The 19831-nt window shown below is 45.7% G+C and carries 18 protein-coding genes; 13 read left to right on the plus strand and 5 right to left on the minus strand.

Features of this window, described 5'->3' with window-relative positions; all coding sequences use genetic code 11:
* Nucleotides 1–56 precede the first annotated feature (56 nt).
* The 5 genes from CHL1_RS14770 to CHL1_RS14790 form a co-directional block, all read right to left on the minus strand.
* Complete coding sequence (locus CHL1_RS14770) at nt 57–830, minus strand: formate/nitrite transporter family protein (protein ID WP_250933674.1); 774 nt, start codon at nt 828–830, stop codon at nt 57–59.
* A 141-nt stretch (nt 831–971) separates the two neighbouring features.
* Nucleotides 972–2648, minus strand: coding sequence for a formate--tetrahydrofolate ligase (locus CHL1_RS14775; RefSeq protein ID WP_250933572.1), 1677 nt, complete (start codon nt 2646–2648; stop codon nt 972–974).
* 389 nt (nt 2649–3037) lie between these two features.
* On the minus strand, nt 3038–3766 hold the full coding sequence (locus CHL1_RS14780; RefSeq protein ID WP_250933676.1) for an acyl-[acyl-carrier-protein] thioesterase: 729 nt from the start codon (nt 3764–3766) through the stop codon (nt 3038–3040).
* A gap of 9 nt (nt 3767–3775) precedes the next feature.
* On the minus strand, nt 3776–4723 hold the full coding sequence (locus CHL1_RS14785) for a 3'-5' exoribonuclease YhaM family protein (protein ID WP_084633490.1): 948 nt from the start codon (nt 4721–4723) through the stop codon (nt 3776–3778).
* A 20-nt stretch (nt 4724–4743) separates the two neighbouring features.
* Nucleotides 4744–5952, minus strand: coding sequence for a pyridoxal phosphate-dependent aminotransferase (locus CHL1_RS14790; RefSeq protein ID WP_070370197.1), 1209 nt, complete (start codon nt 5950–5952; stop codon nt 4744–4746).
* A 151-nt stretch (nt 5953–6103) separates the two neighbouring features.
* On the opposite strand from CHL1_RS14790, the gene CHL1_RS14795 reads away from it, so the two are divergent.
* The 13 genes from CHL1_RS14795 to nifB all read left to right on the plus strand — a co-directional run bounded on the left by CHL1_RS14795 (nt 6104) and on the right by nifB (nt 19750).
* Nucleotides 6104–6748: a pentapeptide repeat-containing protein gene (locus tag CHL1_RS14795; RefSeq protein WP_250933679.1), complete on the plus strand. Its 645-nt coding sequence runs from the start codon at nt 6104–6106 to the stop codon at nt 6746–6748.
* Nucleotides 6749–6772: 24 nt separating this feature from the next.
* Nucleotides 6773–7657 (plus strand): SPL family radical SAM protein, encoded by an 885-nt coding sequence (locus CHL1_RS14800; RefSeq protein WP_250933682.1) that lies wholly within the window; start codon nt 6773–6775, stop codon nt 7655–7657.
* Between the two features lie 166 nt (nt 7658–7823).
* Entirely contained in the window at nt 7824–8036 is a 213-nt protein-coding gene (locus CHL1_RS14805; protein WP_070370200.1) for a helix-turn-helix transcriptional regulator, read from the plus strand.
* Complete coding sequence (locus CHL1_RS14810; protein WP_070370201.1) at nt 8023–8505, plus strand: DUF6773 family protein; 483 nt, start codon at nt 8023–8025, stop codon at nt 8503–8505. Before CHL1_RS14805 ends, CHL1_RS14810 begins: the two co-directional genes overlap by 14 nt.
* Nucleotides 8506–8726: 221 nt before the next feature.
* Entirely contained in the window at nt 8727–9365 is a 639-nt protein-coding gene (locus CHL1_RS14815; protein ID WP_070370202.1) for a Fe-only nitrogenase accessory AnfO family protein, read from the plus strand.
* A 12-nt stretch (nt 9366–9377) separates the two neighbouring features.
* Nucleotides 9378–10328 carry a toxin-antitoxin system YwqK family antitoxin gene (locus CHL1_RS14820; protein ID WP_070370203.1) on the plus strand — a complete coding sequence of 317 codons (951 nt, stop codon included), beginning with the start codon at nt 9378–9380 and terminating at the stop codon, nt 10326–10328.
* Nucleotides 10329–10890: 562 nt separating this feature from the next.
* The gene (gene nifH, locus CHL1_RS14825; protein WP_070370204.1) at nt 10891–11712 is read left to right on the plus strand and encodes a nitrogenase iron protein; all 822 of its coding nucleotides are present in this window, start codon (nt 10891–10893) and stop codon (nt 11710–11712) included.
* A 48-nt stretch (nt 11713–11760) separates the two neighbouring features.
* Nucleotides 11761–12087: a P-II family nitrogen regulator gene (locus tag CHL1_RS14830; protein WP_148638407.1), complete on the plus strand. Its 327-nt coding sequence runs from the start codon at nt 11761–11763 to the stop codon at nt 12085–12087.
* Nucleotides 12088–12101: 14 nt separating this feature from the next.
* A complete protein-coding gene (locus CHL1_RS14835; RefSeq protein WP_070370206.1) occupies nt 12102–12485 on the plus strand; it encodes a P-II family nitrogen regulator in 384 nt (127 codons plus the stop codon).
* Between the two features lie 15 nt (nt 12486–12500).
* Nucleotides 12501–14090, plus strand: a complete 1590-nt coding sequence (nifD, locus tag CHL1_RS14840; protein WP_070370207.1) for a nitrogenase molybdenum-iron protein alpha chain — start codon at nt 12501–12503, stop codon at nt 14088–14090.
* Nucleotides 14090–15454 carry a nitrogenase molybdenum-iron protein subunit beta gene (gene nifK, locus CHL1_RS14845; RefSeq protein ID WP_250933684.1) on the plus strand — a complete coding sequence of 455 codons (1365 nt, stop codon included), beginning with the start codon at nt 14090–14092 and terminating at the stop codon, nt 15452–15454. Before nifD ends, nifK begins: the two co-directional genes overlap by 1 nt.
* Nucleotides 15455–15693: 239 nt before the next feature.
* A complete protein-coding gene (gene nifE / locus CHL1_RS14850) occupies nt 15694–17043 on the plus strand; it encodes a nitrogenase iron-molybdenum cofactor biosynthesis protein NifE (protein WP_148638402.1) in 1350 nt (449 codons plus the stop codon).
* The gene (gene nifB / locus CHL1_RS14855; RefSeq protein WP_250933686.1) at nt 17036–19750 is read left to right on the plus strand and encodes a nitrogenase cofactor biosynthesis protein NifB; all 2715 of its coding nucleotides are present in this window, start codon (nt 17036–17038) and stop codon (nt 19748–19750) included. Before nifE ends, nifB begins: the two co-directional genes overlap by 8 nt.
* Nucleotides 19751–19831 lie beyond the last annotated feature (81 nt).

Raw genomic sequence — 19831 nt, forward strand, 5'->3', positions numbered from 1 at the left:
AAAAAAGAATCTCCACCAGACTTTGGCAGAGATTCTTTTTCTATTTTCAGCCTTAATTAAGCTGCTTTTTTAGCATAAGTAAAATGATAGCAAACAGGGATGATAATAGCTCCGCCAATAATATTTCCCAGGGTTACCGGAATAATATTGTTGAGGAATGCCTGAGCCCAAGTCACGTCTGCGCCACATAAAATGCCCATGGGAATAAAGAACATGTTGGCCACGCTATGTTCAAAACCGGACAAAACGAAGAGCATGATGGGGAACCAGATCGCAAAGATCTTACCGATGATATCTTTGGCTCCGGATTGCATCCAGACTGCCAAACAAACCAGCATGTTACAGAAAATCGCCCGGATAATCACTGGCATTAAGGGAATGGCACATTTAGCTTCGGCAATACCGATAGCTTTTGCTGTCATCGCTTCACCATACAGGCCGCTCTGGGACATCAACCAGGCCAGTAATACCGAACCGATCAGGTTGGCCATCCAGACCACGCCCCAGTTACGCAGCATTGCGCCGACGGTAATTTCTTTTTTGAAAAGTGATAACGTCATCAGGTTGTTACCGGTAAACAGCTCGGCACCACAAATTACTACCAACATCAGGCCAACCGGGAAAACCCCCGCACCGATGTATTTGGCAAAGGTCGCTTCAAAACCGGTACCAGCACCAGACGTAATAACTGTAAAGCCATAGGCCCCAAATCCGATAAAAACGCCGGCAAAAATGCCCAGTACAATCATTTTACCAATTGATAGTTTGGCTTTATTATTACAGCCTTTTACCATATTATCGCAGATTTCTGCGGGACTAAAAAAATTCATATTCGTTCTCCTCTTTCAATCAATAAAGTTTTAAGGATTTGTTCAAGATTAGTTTATTCTTTCACACTGACCTGTTTATGAATAATGAATTAAGAGGAATCCCGAAGGATCCCTCGATTTTCTGCTGAATTTTAGCTGTTTCTAGAATAAACCAGCAATTACGCCGTTTTCATCAACATCAATTTTTTCTGCTGCTGGTACTTTTGGCAGACCAGGCATTTTCATGATTTCTCCGGTCAGCGCGACAATAAAGCCAGCTCCGGCTGAGATATTAACCTGACGTACTGTGATTCTAAAACCAGTTGGACGACCCAGTTTGGTCTGGTCATCGGTTAAAGAATATTGGGTTTTAGCCATACAGATTGGCACCTTGTCAAAGCCAAGGGATGTCAGTCTTTCGATTTCTTTGGCTGCGGTCGGAGTAAAGTCTACGCCGTCTGCTCCGTAAATACGGGTGGCAATGGCTTCGATTTTAGCTTTGATTGGCATATCCAGTTCGTAACAGTATTCGAAGGTGCCTTCGCTTTCGTCAATTAAACGAACCACTTCTTTGGCCAATGCTTCCCCGCCTTCGCCGCCTTTTGCCCATACCTGGGAAATGGCCACGTTAACGCCCAGCTTCTGGCATTCTTCTTTAACCAGTGCCAGTTCAGCTTCGGTATCCAGTGGGAATTCGTTGATGGCAACAACCGCTGGCAGTTTAAAGACCTGGGTGATGTTTTCAACATGTTTTAACAGGTTTGGCAGACCGGCTTTTAAAGCGTCCAGGTTTTCGTTGTTCAGGTCAGCTTTGGCAACGCCGCCATTGTATTTAAGGGCTCGTACGGTAGCAACAATGATTACGGCATCCGGTTTTAAACCAGCCATCCGACATTTGATATCGAGGAATTTTTCAGCGCCAAGGTCGGCTCCGAATCCACCTTCGGTAACTACGTAGTCAGCAAAATGCATGGCCATACGGGTTGCGATTACTGAGTTACAGCCGTGAGCGATATTGGCGAATGGTCCACCGTGGATAAAGGCGGGTGTGCCTTCCAGGGTTTGTACCAGGTTTGGTTTTAAAGCATCTTTTAACAGGGCTGCCATGGCGCCGTTGGCTTTTAACTGTTCAGCGGTGATGGGTTCTCCGGCAACGCTGTAACCAACGATGATGCGTCCCAGTCGGGCTTTTAAATCAGAGATATCACTGGCCAGACAGAAGGCTGCCATAACTTCAGAAGCTACTGTGATGTCAAATCCATCTTCACGGACAACGCCGTCTCCGGATCCACCTAAACCATCAACGACGTTTCGCAGTTGACGGTCATTCATATCAATACATCGTCTCCAGGTAATTTTCTTGGCGTCGATTTTCAGTTCATTTCCTTGTTTGATGTGGTTATCCAGCATTGCTGCCAGTAAATTGTTGGCAGCTCCGATGGCATGGAAGTCACCGGTAAAGTGAAGGTTGATATCTTCCATTGGCACAACCTGAGCGTATCCGCCACCTGCGGCTCCACCTTTGACACCAAATACTGGTCCTAAGGATGGTTCTCTCAAGGCTACCAGGGTATTTTTTCCAATTCGTGATAATCCATCAGCAACCCCGATTGTGGTGGTCGTTTTTCCTTCACCGGCTGGTGTTGGATTGATGGCAGTGGTCAGGATTAACCGGGCTTTTTTTCCGGTTGTTTTCTTTAACAGGTTATAGTCTACCTTTGCTTTATACTTCCCGTATAAATCCAGATCGTCTTCTGTTAAACCCAATTTCTTTGCTATCTCACGAATATCCTGTGGTGTAGCTTCTTGTGCAATCTCAATGTCTGATTTAAATCCCATTTTTTCTCCTCCAATACTTTGATAAATATTTAACAACTACTATAAGTTTAACCGATTCGATAATAAAAATCAAACAATAGTTATGATAAAATTTTACTATAATTTCATCTGCAATCCCTGTTTCAATTGTTAATTTTGTATCATTTTTTACTCTAGATGCTTTTGGCTCATTATTTTCTTTAAATCTGTGTATTTATTCTCTATTATTAAATTTTATTTTCATTTTTATATCAATTTTTTTACAAATACACCATTTTATAATCTTTGAAAGCGTTTTATTATTGTTTTTGTAAATAGCATTAATCTTACAACTTTTAATCTTCCTATCCTTTCCGGGTAAAAGAAAAGCCGCCACCAGATCATAAAAAAATCCGATGAAGGCGGTTCATTTACTTAAGCATCAGCTGCAGTTGACACAAAATGATATCGTCCTGATTAACAATATCAATCCGATACTGGTTTTCCCCCAATTTCTCACCGAGCGCCCGGATCTGATCGCCGTAAAAGCATTGGGCCTTATAAATCATTTTTGCTTCAGCCAGGACCTTGCTTTTAACCACCTCCAGGGGCAGAACCTCAATGGCCCAAGCCAGATATTTGACATGGTTGACATGCTGATTAAAATCAATATCGAGAAACCGTACCGAGAAACACTTTTCGAGATCGACTTGATTGATTTTTGAAAGCTTCTTGAAGATCGGTTCCCCTTTATCAAAACACTCATAGGCATCCATCTCCGGATGTTCGTCAATACGCTCCATTTTTTCGGTCTCCCGGTTAATCAGCAACCACTGAGTATCGGCGGTAACCTTAACTACGCCACTTGCATCCTCGACGGTGAACCGTCTTGTGGCACAGAATTTCTCCATCCCGGTCGCCCGGGTCGTCACCATCACCTCATCCTGGTAGCGAGGATAATCGTAGAAGCGGATCGCATATTTGACCAGAAACCAGGCCAGATTGTTTTCCTTTAAGTAATCCCCACCCAAACCCAACTGATTGCCCTGGTTGGTGGAGGCTTCCTGAAAATAGTTCATGGCAGTGGTGGGCAGCATTTTCTCGGTGGAATCCGATTCGTAACAGGCCACCCGCTTTTTTTCCTGATAGACAAGGCTCATAAGCTGCTCCTATAAAAAACTACGGCGATACAGACTGATTCCGTCAAGGCTCCAATTGGCTTCAGTGAAGCTTCCCGGCTCCACCCGGTTGAGGGCCTGTTCCATGGTATACATCCGGGCATCGATCATGTCAATGTGATGGAGGAGTTCTGCTTCCGGAAACATTGGCCGTTTGGGACTGCCAAATTCCGGCTGGTAATGATGGGAAAGAATCATGTGTTTAAGCATCATCAGAACCTCCGGATCGGCGCCCAGAGACTGACCGACCAGCTCCAGTTCGACAATTTCCTGGGTGATGTGCCCCAGCAGTTTGCCCTCAGGGGTATAATCGGATACCGATCCGTTTTCATCCGAAACCATCTCATTGATTTTTCCGATATCGTGGAGGATGATGCCAGCATACAGCAGATCCCGGTTGATCAAGGGATAAATTCCCGCCAGACTCTTGCCGATACGGAGCATCGAATAAATATGATAAAGCAGTCCGCCCTTTATGGCATGATGATGCTTTTTGGCGGCTGGAAAATAGCTCAGAATCTCGGTTTGATCACTAAAGATTTTACTGGTGATGGCAGCAATGTCAGCATTGGTAAAATCATCAATGGTATCATTGATATAACCCAGCATTTCATCAATATCCACCGGTACGGTTTCAATAAAATCATTGATACTTACCTCATCTGATTCATCGACCAATCGCATTTTTTCGACGATCAGCTGTAGCCGGTTGTTGAATTCCTGAACCTTGCCCTTTATTTTTACCAGTTTGCCATTGGTGAAGATTTCCTCTTCCTCTGGTTTTACGTCCCATTTCTTCCCATCGATTTCGTCAAAATCGGCATCATTCAAGACCATATTAAAATAGCGACTGCCATTGGTAGCGGTTTTGGTCATCTGCGACTTTATAAAGAGAAAGCCCAGATAATTTTGCCCCTTCTGTACTGACTTGATTTTCAATTTATTCTCCTCTTGTTTTTTTATTTACACTGCTCTGGAAAAGCTTTTTCATACGTAGACAGACCATGCTTTAATACTTCCATACTCTTTTTCATATCCTCGCCATTAAGCACATAGGCAATCCGAACCTCATCAGCACCGTCCTGGGGGTTTAAATAAAAATCATTGGCCGGGGATAACAGCACTGTTTCACCCTGATAATCAAAATCAGTGATCAGCCACTCGATAAAATGACTGGCTTCTTTGATTGGCAACTTGGCCATAAAGTAAAAAGCCCCCCGGGGTTCTTTGCAGATAACCCCAGGAATTTCCTGAAGAGCAGCGTAAACAATCTCCCGGCGACAGGTATATTCCTTTAAAACCCCATCAAAAAAATCCCCATCCAGCTTCAGCAACGAAACCGCTCCAATCTGATCGATTGTCGAAACCGACAGCCGCATCTGAACCAATTTTTTAAGCTGATTCATCAGGGTTTTATTTTTGGAGACAATAAAACCGATCCGGGCCCCACAGGCGCTGTAGCGTTTGGAAATACTGTCAATCAGAATAAAATGCTGGGCCAGTTCGTCATACTGGGCCGGACTCAGATAGTCCTGACTGTCATAGACAAACTCCCGGTAAACCTCATCAGAAATCAGATAGAGATTGTGTTTGATGGCCAGTTTCACCATCACCTCAATTTCTTCCCGGGAAAAAACCTTACCGGTGGGATTCCCGGGATTGGTCATCAACAGCGCCTTGGTTCGGGGTGTAATGGCTGCTTCAATCACCGCAGCCGCTGGCAGGGCAAAGCCGTCTTCAGCGTAGGTTTTAAAACCAACCAGATTAACATCGGTGGCCGCCGCCATTTCCTTATAAATGCTATAGAGCGGTTCGGCGGTGAGGATTTCATCCCCGGCATTGCAGATTCCGATAAAGGTAAACAGCAAGGCTTCGCTGCCGCCGTTGGTGACAAAAAGATCCCCAACATCGTAATGAAGACCCAGCCGCCGGTAATAATCGCAAGCTGCTTGCCGAAGCTCGATGATCCCCTCCGGAGCCTGGTAGGATAAGACTTCCTGATCAATACAGTTAACACTGTCTAAAAAACCGGCCGGGGTTTTGATATCCGGCTGACCGATGTTTAAAAAATAAACTTTCTTGCCCTTTTTCTGGGCCTCACTAACCAGTGGATAATATTTTAAAAGGGCAGGTTCTCCCATTTTTTGGATACGCTGAGATGTTTTCATTTTTACTCCTGTTTTTTTGTATAATCACAATGACTCTTAAAAAATTATAAGCTTTATCGCTGAAAATTGCAAATATCTGAAGCCCATTTAATTGTGCAGTTTTAAAAATCGTGTTAAACTGATCATAATATACTATACTACCGGAGGCTTTATGAAACGATCAACACCAAACATTCCTCCTGTTCTGGAGTTCACCGAGGATTTTTTCTCCCTGCTGGCCTGGGCCCGGGATGAAGAAGAGGATATTGAAGGCCAGCATTTTAAAGATTTAACATTTAATAATGAGGATTTTTCCCAGCTCTCATTTCGGGAATCACTTTTTGAAAACTGTGACTTTTCGGACTGCAATTTTGAAAAAATCGACGGCCGGGATCTGCGTTTTAAGTCCTGCAGCCTGTCCAACAGCAGTTTTGCCGAGGGTTATTTCAATCGCTGTGAGTTTTTTGCCTGTAAACTGGTGGGTGCTGATTTTTTTCAAGCTCAGCTGGAAAATTTTCTGGCCACGGACTCCAGTTTTCAATATGCCAATTTTAGCAAGGCCAAACTCAAGGCCCTGGAAATTTCCCAATGTGATTTTAGCGAAGCCACCATTTCCGAGTGCAAACTCACTCAGATCAAACTGGATGATGTCAATTTCAGCCAAACCAGTTTTTTTAAAACGCCGCTGAAAGGACTGGACTTCACCAGCTGCCAGATTGACGGCCTGATCGTCTCTATCGAAGCATTAAGCGGGGCTGTTGTCACCACCTTCCAGGCCGCCGAATTGGCTAAGCTAATGGGTTTGATTGTCCGCTAATAACGCACTAACGAAAGGTCGCTTATGGAAACCATCCCGGCTAAAAATATGCTGACCCGAACCAAAAATAATTTCTGGTTCGGCACCGACTATAACATGAATATCTACCGGGGCTGCTCCCATGGCTGTATTTACTGCGACAGCCGCAGCGACTGCTATGGGATCAACGCCTTCGACCAGGTTCGGGCCAAAGAAAAAGCCCTGACCATTCTGGAGGATAACCTGCGCCGCAAAACTTTAAAGGGCGTGGTAGGTACCGGCGCCATGAGCGACCCCTATAATCCCATGGAAAAGAAACATCAGCTCACCCGTCAGGCCCTGGAGCTGTTTAAACGCTATGGTTATGGGGTGGCCATCGCCACCAAAAGCCCCCTTGTTACCCGGGATAAAGATCTGCTTGCCGCGATTCAGAAGCGATCACCGGTGCTGGTCAAAATCACCATTACCTGTGCTGATGACCCGCTGGCTAAACTCATCGAACCCCACGTAGCCCCCAGCAGTGCCCGCTTTGCGGCAGATAAAGAATTGTCGGACAGTGGCATCTTTGCCGGAGTCCTGCTAATGCCGATTCTCCCCTTTATCAATGATACCCCGGCAAATATTAAGGCCATTGTGACTGCTGCAGCCGAGCAGGGCGCCCGGTTTATTTATCCTGCCTTCGGGGTGACTCTGCGGGATTCCCAACGCCTTTATTATTACGATCAGCTGGATGCCCATTTTCCCGGCATCAAAAAAGAGTACCTCCGCCGTTTTGGCAATGCCTACAGCTGCGCCAGCCCTCAGGCCAAAAGTCTCTGGACGATCTTTACCAGGGAATGCCAGCATTATGGGCTACTCTACAAAATGGAGGACATTGTCGGCCATTATAAACTGGAGCACGGTAGCCAGCAGTTGTCATTTTTTGATTAGGTTCCTTGTACCGCAATTAAAAATTGATTGCTGCGTACCAGCCTCAAAAGGCCCTTTTCACAACCAGCAGACAATCACAGTCTGCTTTTTTTATACGACATAATGCAATATATATTTGACTTTTTGTTTTTTATAGTATACTATAAATCATGTCAGGAGTGATTAGATGAAAAATATAAAATTGAAGGTAGCCCGGGTTGAAAAAGATATCTCCCAGGCAGAACTGGCCACACGGGTTGGCGTCACCCGCCAAACCATCGGTATGATTGAAACCGGTAAATTCAACCCCTCTTTACAATTATGCATCGCCATCTGTAAAGCGCTGGGAAAAACGTTGAACGATTTATTCTGGGAGGAAAACGACAATGAAAAAATTTAAAAAAGTAGTTGATGAGCGTCAGGAACTGGAATTGTATAAAATCGAACATGTTTGTTTCTGGATTGTTTTCTGGCTGTTGCTTGGCAGTATTATCGTCCAGTCGATGTTTCTCAATGCCCCTTTTAGCCAATGGGGATTTGAGTGGGCCATCTTTATGATCTGCTGTGGCGGGGTCATGGTCGGCTGTTATAAAAAGGGTCAATGGGATTTCTACAGTAAACCCACCACCAAAAACTACCTGATCTACAGCCTGATCGGCTCCGGTTCTTTTGCCGTCATTTATGCCATTACGATGTATCTAAATCACGCTTATTTAAAAGACAATTTGCTGGCCCTGGGCGCTCTGACGGCCTTTATCTTTGCGATGTTGTTTGCCCTGATCTTTGTCGCCCTGTTTATTACCGGCACCCTGGTAAAAAAACGCCAGAAAAAACTGGAAAACCAGTTCAGCGATGATGATCTAAACTAGTCTATTCCCTAACCAACACCCTTTGACTGCACAAGGGGTGTTTTTCTTTCTGCTTTTTACCGTTTACTAAAAAATCAAACTTTACTTAAGTCCCAAATTTCTGCAATCGTTTTTCACCGGATTTCGTGTTAATTGCGTTTCGCTTTTTTATTTCTGTGCTATACTACAACTAATTTACACTGGATTTCGTATTATAAGATTTAATCGTAAGAGGTAAACAAATGAAAGAAAATTTAAACCTGATGGCGGTCTTTTGTGATGACAACGGCCAACTGGCCCGCTTTGATGAGATGTCGAATTTTGTCTTCTTTTCCAAAGAAGCAGCCCACTGGAGTCCATCCGAGCGGATTCCTTTTTCATGTGATCTATCGGGTGGTTTGGCTTCGATCCGGGAAAACATCAGCCAGATGCTGGGTGCCTTCAATGACTGCCGGATTATTATTGCCAAATCAATCAGCGGCGTCCCCTATCAGATTTTTGACCGTTCCGGCTTTGTTATCTGTGAATCTGAAGATTTTGATCCCGAACTTTTGGACGCCATCCAGGCCGATCTCATCAGCCAGAATGAGGACGCACAGGCCGATGCTATTTTATTATCCCGGACACCGGTAGAAACCGAGATCCCCGGATATTACCATTTTGATTTAACCGAGGTACAGAGAAAACACCCGGAGCTCAGTTCAAAAGCAGCGCTGTTGCCGTTTTTAAAAGAAACGCCATTTTATGCCCTTAAGCTGGTTTGTGATCATATCCCGCCATGGTTTGAACACCAGTTACCGGCAATGCAGATGCAATACCGGGTCGAAAATAAAAACAATTCCGCTACGCATGTGGTGATTACCCATGTCGTCTGTGAATAGAAGGAGCTTATTATGCCAACCTGCCAAACTGAAAACTATGGCCCCCTCGCCGGGGTCACCTATTTAGAAACCTATACCGACGGCTCACCCAAAGGCTGTGCCTTCGACGAACCCAATACCATCAATACCCCAGTCGGGATGCTGATTCCCCACTATGGTCCGGCCAACCTGAGAAATCGGGAGGGGCTGGCCCTGGAATTTTTTAAAAGCGGCCAGATTAAAAGTATCGATCTGGAAAATGCGACTGAGGTGATCACCTCTCTGGGAAACCTGTCCGCCGAACGAATCAGCTTTTATGAAAATGGCCGGATCCACCGTTTGTTCCCCTTAAACGGTCGGATTAACGGCTACTGGACCGAGCATGACGAATATACCCTGGCCAAACCAATGGCCTTTGATCTGGCGGTGGGAGCCTTTTCCGCCAAGGTCGTGAGCCTCTGCTTTTATGAAAGCGGGGCACTGAAGAGTCTGACCATGTGGCCTCAGGAAACCATCGAAATCAATAGTCCCGATGGGCTGGTGAAGGTGCGCTACGGTTTCTCCTTATATGAAAACGGCATACTGAAAAGTTTTGAACCCGCCCTGCCCGAACCCATTGTCACCCCGATCGGGATTGTGATCGCCTATGACAGCAACGCTCATGGCATTAATTGCGACGAAAATTCAGTGAACTATTCCCCCGCCGGGAAGGTCCGCTCCCTGATTACCGGCAACAACGGTTTGATGATCACCGCCCCGGAAGGCAAGCAGTTCGTCCAGCCGCTGATGAAACCGGGTACTCTGGATCCGGAGGTACTTGTTCCCGAACCGATGACCATTGTTTTTAGTGATGGCAAAATGGAAATCATTCAGGATAATATTGTAACAGTTGATTTAAAAACCGCCACCGTCCGGTCCATACTGGTTCATGATCCAATGAAAAAATCCTGCGGCGACTGTTCTTCCTGCTCCAGCTGTGGCTGATCGTTTGGGTGATATTTAAGGATCTCTTAAGTTTTATTTAAGCAAGAATTTGTCAATTGATTCAAAATACATTAGCAACCCGTGAAAATGATTTCATCCTATCTGACAGTTATTAAACGCATCAACAAACTAAAGTACAATCCCGGTTTGGGCTCAAAAAAAACACTCGCACTGCCAGCCAATTCTTAAACCCATTTCACTTTGAAAAGGGTTTACAAGCGAAGCAGCTTGACTTATCCCTTAATTCCATGGATAATAAGCCCATAGAAAACAATGCAATACGGATTTGACAAAGACAATGTGGTCTCAGCTCCTTACAATTGGGTAAGTGCTGAGACCTTTTTGTTACCCTCACATCTATCCCTATTTAGACAAAGAGGTCTTAATTTGGTGCTCAATCAGGGCGGCCGATTAAGACCTTTTCGTTTATGCAAAACAAAATAAGTTTTTTAGACAAGGAAGTCTTACCATTTACACTGTTGTGAAAGGCCAGGACTTCTTTTATTTTTGCTCAAAAACTTGCATTGGATCTTAAATTTTTCACACTCAGGAGGAACAGATTATGAGACAAATCGCTATTTATGGAAAAGGTGGTATTGGTAAATCAACCACAACCCAGAACCTGACAGCCGGACTTGGCTTAATGGACAAAAACATTATGGTAGTCGGATGTGATCCAAAGGCGGATTCAACCCGGTTGTTGCTTGGTGGTCTGGCACAAAAAACCGTTTTGGATACCCTTCGTGAAGAAGGCGAAGAAATCGAACTGGAAGCGATCTTAAAACCAGGATTCCGGGGCATTCAATGTGTGGAATCAGGTGGACCGGAACCCGGTGTTGGCTGTGCTGGCCGGGGAATTATTACTTCCATCGGGATGCTGGAACAACTCGGTGCCTACACCGACGATCTGGATTATGTCTTCTACGATGTATTAGGTGACGTTGTCTGTGGTGGTTTTGCCATGCCGATCCGTGAAGGTAAAGCGCAGGAAATCTACATCGTCGCATCGGGTGAAATGATGGCCTTATATGCTGCCAACAATATCGCAAAAGGGGTTCAGAAATATGCTTCAAGTGGCGGCGTTCGACTTGGTGGGATCATCTGTAACAGTCGTAATGTTGATGGCGAAAAAGAACTGGTTGATGCCTTTGCAAAAGAGCTGGGCAGCCAGATGATCTACTTTGTACCCCGTGATAACATGGTTCAACGGGCCGAAATCAATAAAAAAACCGTTCTGGAATTTGATGACACTGCCAACCAGGCTCAGGAATACCGTAATTTGGCTGCTGCTGTCGACAGTAATGAAATGTTTGTAGTGCCTACCCCAATGCATCAGGATCGTTTGGAAGAACTGTTGATGGAACACGGCTTGATGGACATTTAGTCGGTACATTAAGATTAATGCTTTAAGAGCGAAAGGAAGGTTTTACATATGTTAATGGTACGCGCAATTATCAGACCTGAAAAAACAGGCGTTGTTTTATCCGAAATGTTGTCCGCTGGATTCTCAGCTGTAACAAAACTGGATGTATATGGACGAGGAAAACAAAAAGGTATTAAAGTTGGGGACGTTTATTATGATGAAATCCCCAAAGTCATGCTGCTTTGTATTGTCAAAGACGAAGACAAAGATGATGTTGTAAAAATAATTATGAAATATGCAAAAACTGGCAAGGAAGGTACTTTTGGAGATGGTCGTATTTTCATTTCTCCCGTAGAAGAAGCGTATACAATCAGTACTGGAACAGCCGGCCTGTAAAAGGAGGAATTGATATGAAAGAAGTTATGGCGATTATCAGGCAAAATAAAGTAAACCAGACCAAAGAAGCCCTTGTCAACGAAGGCTATCCTGCTTTTACCTGTTTAAAGGTGCTTGGTCGTGGCAAGAAAAGTATTGATTTATCGATCATTCAGGATATTGTTGACGCTGGTGAGATGCCCGTCTCATCCATGGGTGAAGCATTAACCGAATCCTCCCGTTTAATTCCGAAACGATTTTTCACCGTGATTTGTGAAGACGAGGATGTCAGCAAGGTTGTTTCCATTATTATTGACAACAATCAAACCGGGAACCCCGGTGATGGTAAAATTTTTGTCATCCCAATTGAAGAGTCCATTCGGGTACGAAGTGGCGAAAAAAATGCGGATGCATTTTAGAAAGAGGTGATTTGAATGGATTCTAGAGATAAAGTACTCGATAAATACAGCTCTAAAATATATAAAAACCGAAAAGAACATGTCATAGAAATTGAAAGCGGTGAACCGCAAGTCATCGCTGCCGATACCCGAGCGATTCCCGGGATTATGACCAATCGTGGCTGCTGCTACGCTGGATGTAAAGGGGTTGTTATCGGCCCATTAAAAGATGTTGTCAACATCGTTCACGGCCCCATCGGTTGTGCCTACTACACCTGGGGAACAAGACGAAACAAAGCCAAGGGTGATGAAAACACCAAAGACTTTACTCAATACAGTTTTTCCACTGACATGCAGGAAACCGACATCGTCTTCGGCGGTGAAAAAAAATTACGCCAGGCCATCAAAGAAGCGGTTGAAATTTTCAACCCGGAATGTATCATGATCAGCTCCACCTGTCCGGTTGGATTAATTGGTGATGACATCCATGCGGTGGCTGCAGAATCTGAAAAACTGTACGGCATCAAGGTTTTAGCCTTCAGTTGTGAAGGGTATAAGGGCGTCAGCCAATCCGGCGGTCACCATATTGCCAACAACGGTTTGATGAAATACATTATCGGTACCGGTGATGCCGAACCTCAGAAATACTCGGTTAACCTTTTAGGTGAATACAACATCGGTGGTGACGGCTGGGAAGTTGAGCGGATCTTAAAGCGCATCGGTTACAACGTGGTCTCTGTCATGACTGGTGACGGCAGCTATGATCATCTTAAAAATGCCCATACCGCCGATCTGAACCTGGTTCAATGCCATCGTTCAATCAACTATATTGCCGAAATGATGAAAACCAAATACGGCATGGACTGGATCAAGGTTAATTTCATCGGTGTCGATGGGATTAAAAAGTCTTTAATGGATATTGCTCTGTATTTTGATGATCCCGAATTACTGGCTCGTACCGAAGCAGTTATTGCTGAAGAACTCGATGAAATTTCCGAAGCAATGTCTTATTATAAATCAAAACTGGATGGTAAAAAAGCCGCTGTTTACGTTGGCGGATCACGAACCCACCACTATATCAATCTGTTAAAATCGTTGGGAGTGGAAGTTATCCTGGCTGGTTACGAGTTTGGACATCGTGACGACTACGAAGGTCGTGATGTGATTCCGACGATTAAAATGGATGCCGATTCCAAAAACATTGAAAGTATTACGGTCACTAAAGACGAAGCAAATTACAAAACCTTCCATACGCCCGAAAAACTTGAAGCTTTGAAAGCCGCCGGTGTTCCGCTGGAAAAATATGATGGCTTATGGTCTGATATTTCCGAAGGTGCCATCATTACCGATGACTTTAACCATTTTGAAACAGAAGAATTTTTAAAACTATTAAAACCTGATATTTTCTTCTCGGGAATTAAAGACAAATTTATTATTCAAAAATCAGGAGTTCCCTCACGACAACTACATTCCTATGATTACAGCGGTCCCTACGCTGGATTCAGAGGAGCACTCAATTTCGCCAAAGACATTACAATGGCCACTTATACCCCGGTTTGGAATATGGTTCAAGCCCCATGGAAAAGTGAACCCACGTTAGTTGGCAGCTTAGGAGGTATGGAATAATGTTAGAATTAACCCCAAAAAAATTATCGGACCGATCCACCCTACGAATCAATCCGATAAAAACATGTCAACCAGTCGGTGCGATGTACGCAGCCCTGGGCGTCCACCAATGTATGCCCCACAGCCATGGCTCTCAGGGATGCTGTTCATTTCATCGGATGTTTTTAACCCGACACTTTAAAGATCCAGCTATTGCATCTTCCAGTTCATTTACTGAAGGAGCATCCGTATTCGGCGGTGGCTCCAACTTAAAAACGGCGATTAAAAACATTTTTGATATTTACGACCCTGAGATCATTGCAGTGCATACCACTTGTCTGAGTGAAACCATCGGTGATGACCTGAGTGGTTACATCCAGGATGCCAAAGTACCTGAAGGCAAATTGGTCGTTCACACCAATACGCCAAGCTATGTTGGTTCACATATTACCGGTTATTATAACATGATCTCCGGATTTATTAAATATCTATCTGAATCAACTGGCGAAAAAAATGGCAAACTGGCCCTCTTCCCCGGCTTTGTCAACCCTGGCGACATGCGGGAAATGAAACGGCTGATGAAGCTGATGGGTACCGAGTTCATTATGCTGCCCGATACCAGCGGCGTTTTAGATGCCCCAATGACCGGCAATTACACCATGTATCCCAAAGGCGGCACCACTATTGCTGATATCCGGGATCTGGGCAACTGTGAAATGAGTCTGGGCTTAGGCGAACTGACCTCTGAATTTGCCGCTGACACCCTGGAGAAAAAATGCAAGGTGCCTTACAAAACCCTGCCACTGCCAATTGGTGTCGAAAATACCGATGCCTTCATTATGGCTTTGAACCAGTTCTCTAAAAATGAAGTGCCTTATGAAATTGAAGAAGAACGGGGCCAGTTAATGGATATCCTCTTGGATTCTCATCAATACACCCACAACAAAACCGTGGCTATTTTCGGCGATCCGGACACTGTTTTGGGGATGGCTCAGATCGTTCTGGAAATGGGCATGATCCCCAAGTACATGGTAACCGGTACCCCCGGCGCTGCGTTTGATCGAAAAGCGTACGCTTTACTGGAAAAATTCGGCGTTGAAGGCTGTACTGCCAAGCAAGCCGGTGACCTGTTTGAACTGCACCAATGGATTAAAAATGATCCCGTTGACCTATTAATCGGCGGTACCCATGGCAAGCAAGTCGCCCGGGCCGAAGACATCCCGCTGGTTCGGGTTGGTTTCCCGATCATCGACCGTTATGTTCACTCTTACATGCCGATCGTTGGTTACAAAGGTGCCATCCGACTGGCTGAACTGATCCTCAATGCGCTCATGGACCGTCAAGACCGTGACTGTGAAGATGAAGATCTGGAAATGGTAATGTAACAATTGTCGGTACTGGGTTATCTCATTATCTACAACTGGGGTTAATCTTATATATACCCCCAGATAGCAAACAGAAGTAAGTCCGGAGACAATCATAAATCAGGTGTCTGCATCAAGGCGAACAGGCGCGCCTGTCCGATCTTGTAGCAGACAACGATTTGGTGATTGTCTCCAGGACGATTCTTAGAAACAAACACCAGGGGGGATTTTCTTCCCCTTATTTGAAAGGAGGCTGTACAATGAAAAATGATGCGGCAATTTTACCAGAAAGAGCCCAGTCGATCCGTTTTTCGGAATGCAGCGGCGACGGCATCAAGTGTGAGTCCGCCAGTGTCTCTGGGGCTGTCAGTCAACGGGCCTGTGTTTACTGTGGCGCCCGGGTCGTTTTAAACCCCATCACCGATGCCTTCCATCTTGTTCATGGCCCGATTGGATGTGCCAGCTACACCTGGGATATCCGCGGCAGTCTATCCAGCGGCGAAGAAGGCTATCGCAACTCGTATTCCACTGATCTGCGGGAAACAGACGTCATTTTCGGCGGCGAAAAGAAATTGGTGGCCGCCATTGATGAAATCATGGCCAGTCATGCCCCAAAAGTCATTTTTATTTACGCCACCTGTATTGTCGGCGTCATCGGTGACGATATCGACGCCGTCTGTCGCAACGCCGAAGCAAAGTACGGCATCCGGGTCATCGCTGTTAAATCCCCAGGATTCTCCGGAACCAAGAAAACCGGCTATAAAATGGCCTGTAATGCCATCATGAGCCTGGTTACCCCAGACGTTTTACCCGAAAAAACATGTGGGGTCAACATACTCGGCGACTTTAACCTGGCCGGGGAAATGTGGATCATCAAAAATTATTTAAGACGGATCGGCGTGGAAGTCGTTGCCAATATTACCGGCGACGCCAAAGTCGAGGATTTAAAACAAGCCCCTACAGCCCAACTCAATCTGGTTCAATGTGCCGGTTCAATGACCTATCTGGCCAAACAGATGGAAGAAGCCTTTTCAATTCCTTTTATTAAAGTCAGCTTTTTCGGCGTCACCGACACCTCCGATTCACTGATGCGGATTGCCTATGCGGTCGGTGATAAAGACGTGATCAAGCGCGCTAAAACCTTTATTGAAGAAGAAAAAAATAGAGTCATTCCTCTTTTAAATAAATATCGCAAAAATCTTGAAGGAAAAAAAGCCGCTATCTATGTCGGTGGCGGCTTTAAAGCAATCTCTCTGATCCGCCAGTTTCACGAATTTGGCATGAACACCGTGATGGTCGGCACCCAAACCGGGAGCAAGGATGATTACGAAGTTATCTCGCATCTGGTCGACGAGGATGCCGTCATTTTAGACGATGCCAATCCAGCCGAACTGGAAGCCTTTATGAAGGAAATGGGAGCCGATATATTAGTCGGCGGCGTCAAGGAACGGCCGCTGGCCTATAAACTGGGGGTAGCCTTCTGTGACCACAACCATGAACGGAAGCATCCTCTGGCGGGCTACGAAGGAACCCTGAACTTCGCCTCAGAAATCAACCTGTCGATGAACAGTCCGGTCTGGGAAATCATAGGAGGTATCAACAATGTCTAAAAATTTAGTCAACCTAAATATTAATCCCTGTAAAATGTGCATGCCGATGGGAACCGCCAATGCTTTTTATGGCATTCAAAAATGTATGAATATCCTCCATGGATCCCAGGGCTGCAGCACCTATATCCGCCGCCATATGGCCACCCATTACAATGAGCCGGTGGACATCGCCTCCTCTTCCCTGACTGAAGAAGGGACCGTTTACGGCGGTGAAAAAAATCTGATCATCGGCCTGGAAAATCTGATCAAACTTTATCAACCCGAAGTCATCGGCGTTTCGACAACCTGTCTGGCCGAAACCATCGGCGAAGACATTGAGTTTATCATCAAAAATTTCTACGCTTCTCATCCTGATGAGACGGTAAAAATAATTCCGGTCAAATCAGCGGGTTACGGCGGCACCCAATTTGAAGGCTTCACCCGGGCGCTCCAGGCGATTGTCTCCCATGTCGAGATGGACACTGCCAAACATAATAAGATCAACATCGTCACGACCATGATTTCCCCGGCAGATACCCGTTATTTAAAAGATGTGCTGGATCAGTTTGGACTGGAGTATATCCTCCTTCCAGATCTTTCCGAAAATCTCGACGGTGTCCACCAGAGTTCTTATTATCGGCTGCCGATGCATGGCACCCCTATTTCAGAAATCCAGAAAATGGCCGGAGCCCGGGCTACCATCGAACTGTCCGACACCATCAAGCCTGACGAATCCCCGGGGGTTTATCTCTACGAAAACTATGGCGTGCCCTACAAACGGCTGAACCTGCCAATGGGACTCCGGGATACCGATGCCTTAATGGACCTCTTGTCCGAACTGTCGAAAAAGAGCATTCCTGAAAAAATCGTTAAAGCAAGAGGGCGTTATCTTGATGGTATGGTCGACTCCCATAAATACAATGCCCTGGGTCGCATTGCCATCTTCGGCGAACCCGATTTTGTCGTTTCGGCGGTTCGGCTCTGTTGTGAAAATGGCGTGATGCCCGTGATCGCCGCCACTGGTTCTGCTTGTCCCCAGCTTAAAGAAAAGATTGAAGCCGAGCTTTCCAAACTGGCTGATGTGCTTTTTGTTGACAACTACGTGATCTTAAATGATGTTGACTTTGAAACCATTGAAGAAGAGGCCCTGCGACTCGGTGCCAACCTGATGCTGGGGAATTCCGATGGCCGCCGGATTGAAGAAAAACATGGGATTCCCTTGATCCGCTGTGCCTTTCCGATCCATGACCGCATCGGCGGCCAGCGGGTTCGGACCTTGGGCTATGAAGGCTCTCAGGTTCTCCTGGATCAGATAACCAACACCATTCTTAAAACAGTGGAAGGGGGATTCCGGGAAACCCTATACAACACCTATTATAATGAAGGGCCCAAATCCAAATACGGATTAGAGCCGGAAACGGAGGCACAAATGAAAGTTCTGGAATACAAAAAAACTACTGACCCACTAACCCCGCAGGCTCAGACCATTGAGGAAAAAACCGCCAACCATCCCTGCTATAGCTGTGGTGCCTCCCAGAAAAACGCCCGGATGCACCTCCCCATTGCCCCTAAATGTAATATTCAGTGTAATTACTGTGTCCGCAAATTTGATTGCCCCAACGAGAGCCGTCCCGGCGTGACCACCGACATTCTTTCCCCCGAGGCCGCTTTTGAAAAATATAAACTGGTTAAAGAAAAGGTGCCCAACCTCACCGTTGTCGGCATAGCCGGCCCCGGAGATGCGCTGGCAAACTTTGAACAAACCCGAAAAGCCCTGACATTAATCCATGAGCATGACCCCAATGTTACCTTCTGCGTATCCACCAACGGCTTAATGCTCCCCTACTATGCCAAAGAGCTGGCCAAACTGGGGGTATCCCATGTTACCGTTACCGTCAATGCGGTTGATCCGGCTATCGGTGCCAAAATCTACAAACATGTGGATTTTATGGGAAACCGCTACCATGGCGAAGCCGCTGCTTCAATTCTTCTGGCCAACCAGCTTTCCGGGATCAAGCTCCTGATTGATGAAGGGGGGATTGTCAAAATCAATACGGTCACCCTGATGGGAATCAATGATACCCACATCGAAGAAGTGGTCAAAACGGTCAAAGACATGGGCTGTTTTATCTCCAATGTGATGCCCCTGATTCCCGTGAAAGGCTCCGCCTTTGAAGGTTTAAAAATCGCCACCAACCGCGAAATCAATGCGATTCGTGATAAGTGCGGTGTTCATCTAAAACAAATGTATCACTGCAAACAATGCCGGGCTGATGCCATCGGCAAGCTGGACAGCGACATCTCCCTGGATTTCCGGGAAAATGAAGCCAGAAGTGAATCAAAGACCATAGTGTCCCCAAAGGGATTGCGCTTTGCGATCACCTCCAAAGGCGGGATGCTGGTGGATCAGCATTTCGGCCAGGCCTCTGAACTGTATATCTATGACTACCTTGACGACGAGGTTCAGTTTAAAGAAAAACGGGTGATCGGCAAGTATTGCAGCGGCGAAGAAGAATGTGACGAAAAGGAAGATAAGATCGGCACCATTCTAAAAGCCCTAAATGATTGCGACGGTACCATCACCATGCGTATCGGTGATCTACCCACCAAACGGTTAGAAAGCAAGGGTATCAAGGTCTTCACAACCTACGACCGGATTGAAGATGCTGTTAAAACCGCCGCCCAGGAAATCTTAAAGTCCGAACTGCGCACGGCCGGTAATTTCTAGCATTGCTCTATCGTACCGACCAATTATTAATCTGTTGTTTGCTGCGGAATCGGACAGGTTTATCAACCTGTTCGCTCCGAT

Origin of the sequence: Acetobacterium wieringae (assembly GCF_023700225.1) — a bacterium.
GTDB classification, from domain to species: domain Bacteria; phylum Bacillota; class Clostridia; order Eubacteriales; family Eubacteriaceae; genus Acetobacterium; species Acetobacterium wieringae.

Coding starts and splice junctions, on each gene's coding strand:
- CHL1_RS14770 (WP_250933674.1), bottom strand. CDS start 830: ATGAATTTTTTTAGTCCCGCAGAAATCTGCGATAATATGGTAAAAGGC.
- CHL1_RS14775 (WP_250933572.1), bottom strand. CDS start 2,648: ATGGGATTTAAATCAGACATTGAGATTGCACAAGAAGCTACACCACAG.
- CHL1_RS14780 (WP_250933676.1), bottom strand. CDS start 3,766: ATGAGCCTTGTCTATCAGGAAAAAAAGCGGGTGGCCTGTTACGAATCG.
- CHL1_RS14790 (WP_070370197.1), bottom strand. CDS start 5,952: ATGAAAACATCTCAGCGTATCCAAAAAATGGGAGAACCTGCCCTTTTA.
- CHL1_RS14795 (WP_250933679.1), top strand. CDS start 6,104: ATGAAACGATCAACACCAAACATTCCTCCTGTTCTGGAGTTCACCGAG.
- CHL1_RS14800 (WP_250933682.1), top strand. CDS start 6,773: ATGGAAACCATCCCGGCTAAAAATATGCTGACCCGAACCAAAAATAAT.
- CHL1_RS14805 (WP_070370200.1), top strand. CDS start 7,824: ATGAAAAATATAAAATTGAAGGTAGCCCGGGTTGAAAAAGATATCTCC.
- CHL1_RS14810 (WP_070370201.1), top strand. CDS start 8,023: ATGAAAAAATTTAAAAAAGTAGTTGATGAGCGTCAGGAACTGGAATTG.
- CHL1_RS14815 (WP_070370202.1), top strand. CDS start 8,727: ATGAAAGAAAATTTAAACCTGATGGCGGTCTTTTGTGATGACAACGGC.
- CHL1_RS14820 (WP_070370203.1), top strand. CDS start 9,378: ATGCCAACCTGCCAAACTGAAAACTATGGCCCCCTCGCCGGGGTCACC.
- nifH (WP_070370204.1), top strand. CDS start 10,891: ATGAGACAAATCGCTATTTATGGAAAAGGTGGTATTGGTAAATCAACC.
- CHL1_RS14830 (WP_148638407.1), top strand. CDS start 11,761: ATGTTAATGGTACGCGCAATTATCAGACCTGAAAAAACAGGCGTTGTT.
- CHL1_RS14835 (WP_070370206.1), top strand. CDS start 12,102: ATGAAAGAAGTTATGGCGATTATCAGGCAAAATAAAGTAAACCAGACC.
- nifD (WP_070370207.1), top strand. CDS start 12,501: ATGGATTCTAGAGATAAAGTACTCGATAAATACAGCTCTAAAATATAT.
- nifK (WP_250933684.1), top strand. CDS start 14,090: ATGTTAGAATTAACCCCAAAAAAATTATCGGACCGATCCACCCTACGA.
- nifE (WP_148638402.1), top strand. CDS start 15,694: ATGAAAAATGATGCGGCAATTTTACCAGAAAGAGCCCAGTCGATCCGT.
- nifB (WP_250933686.1), top strand. CDS start 17,036: ATGTCTAAAAATTTAGTCAACCTAAATATTAATCCCTGTAAAATGTGC.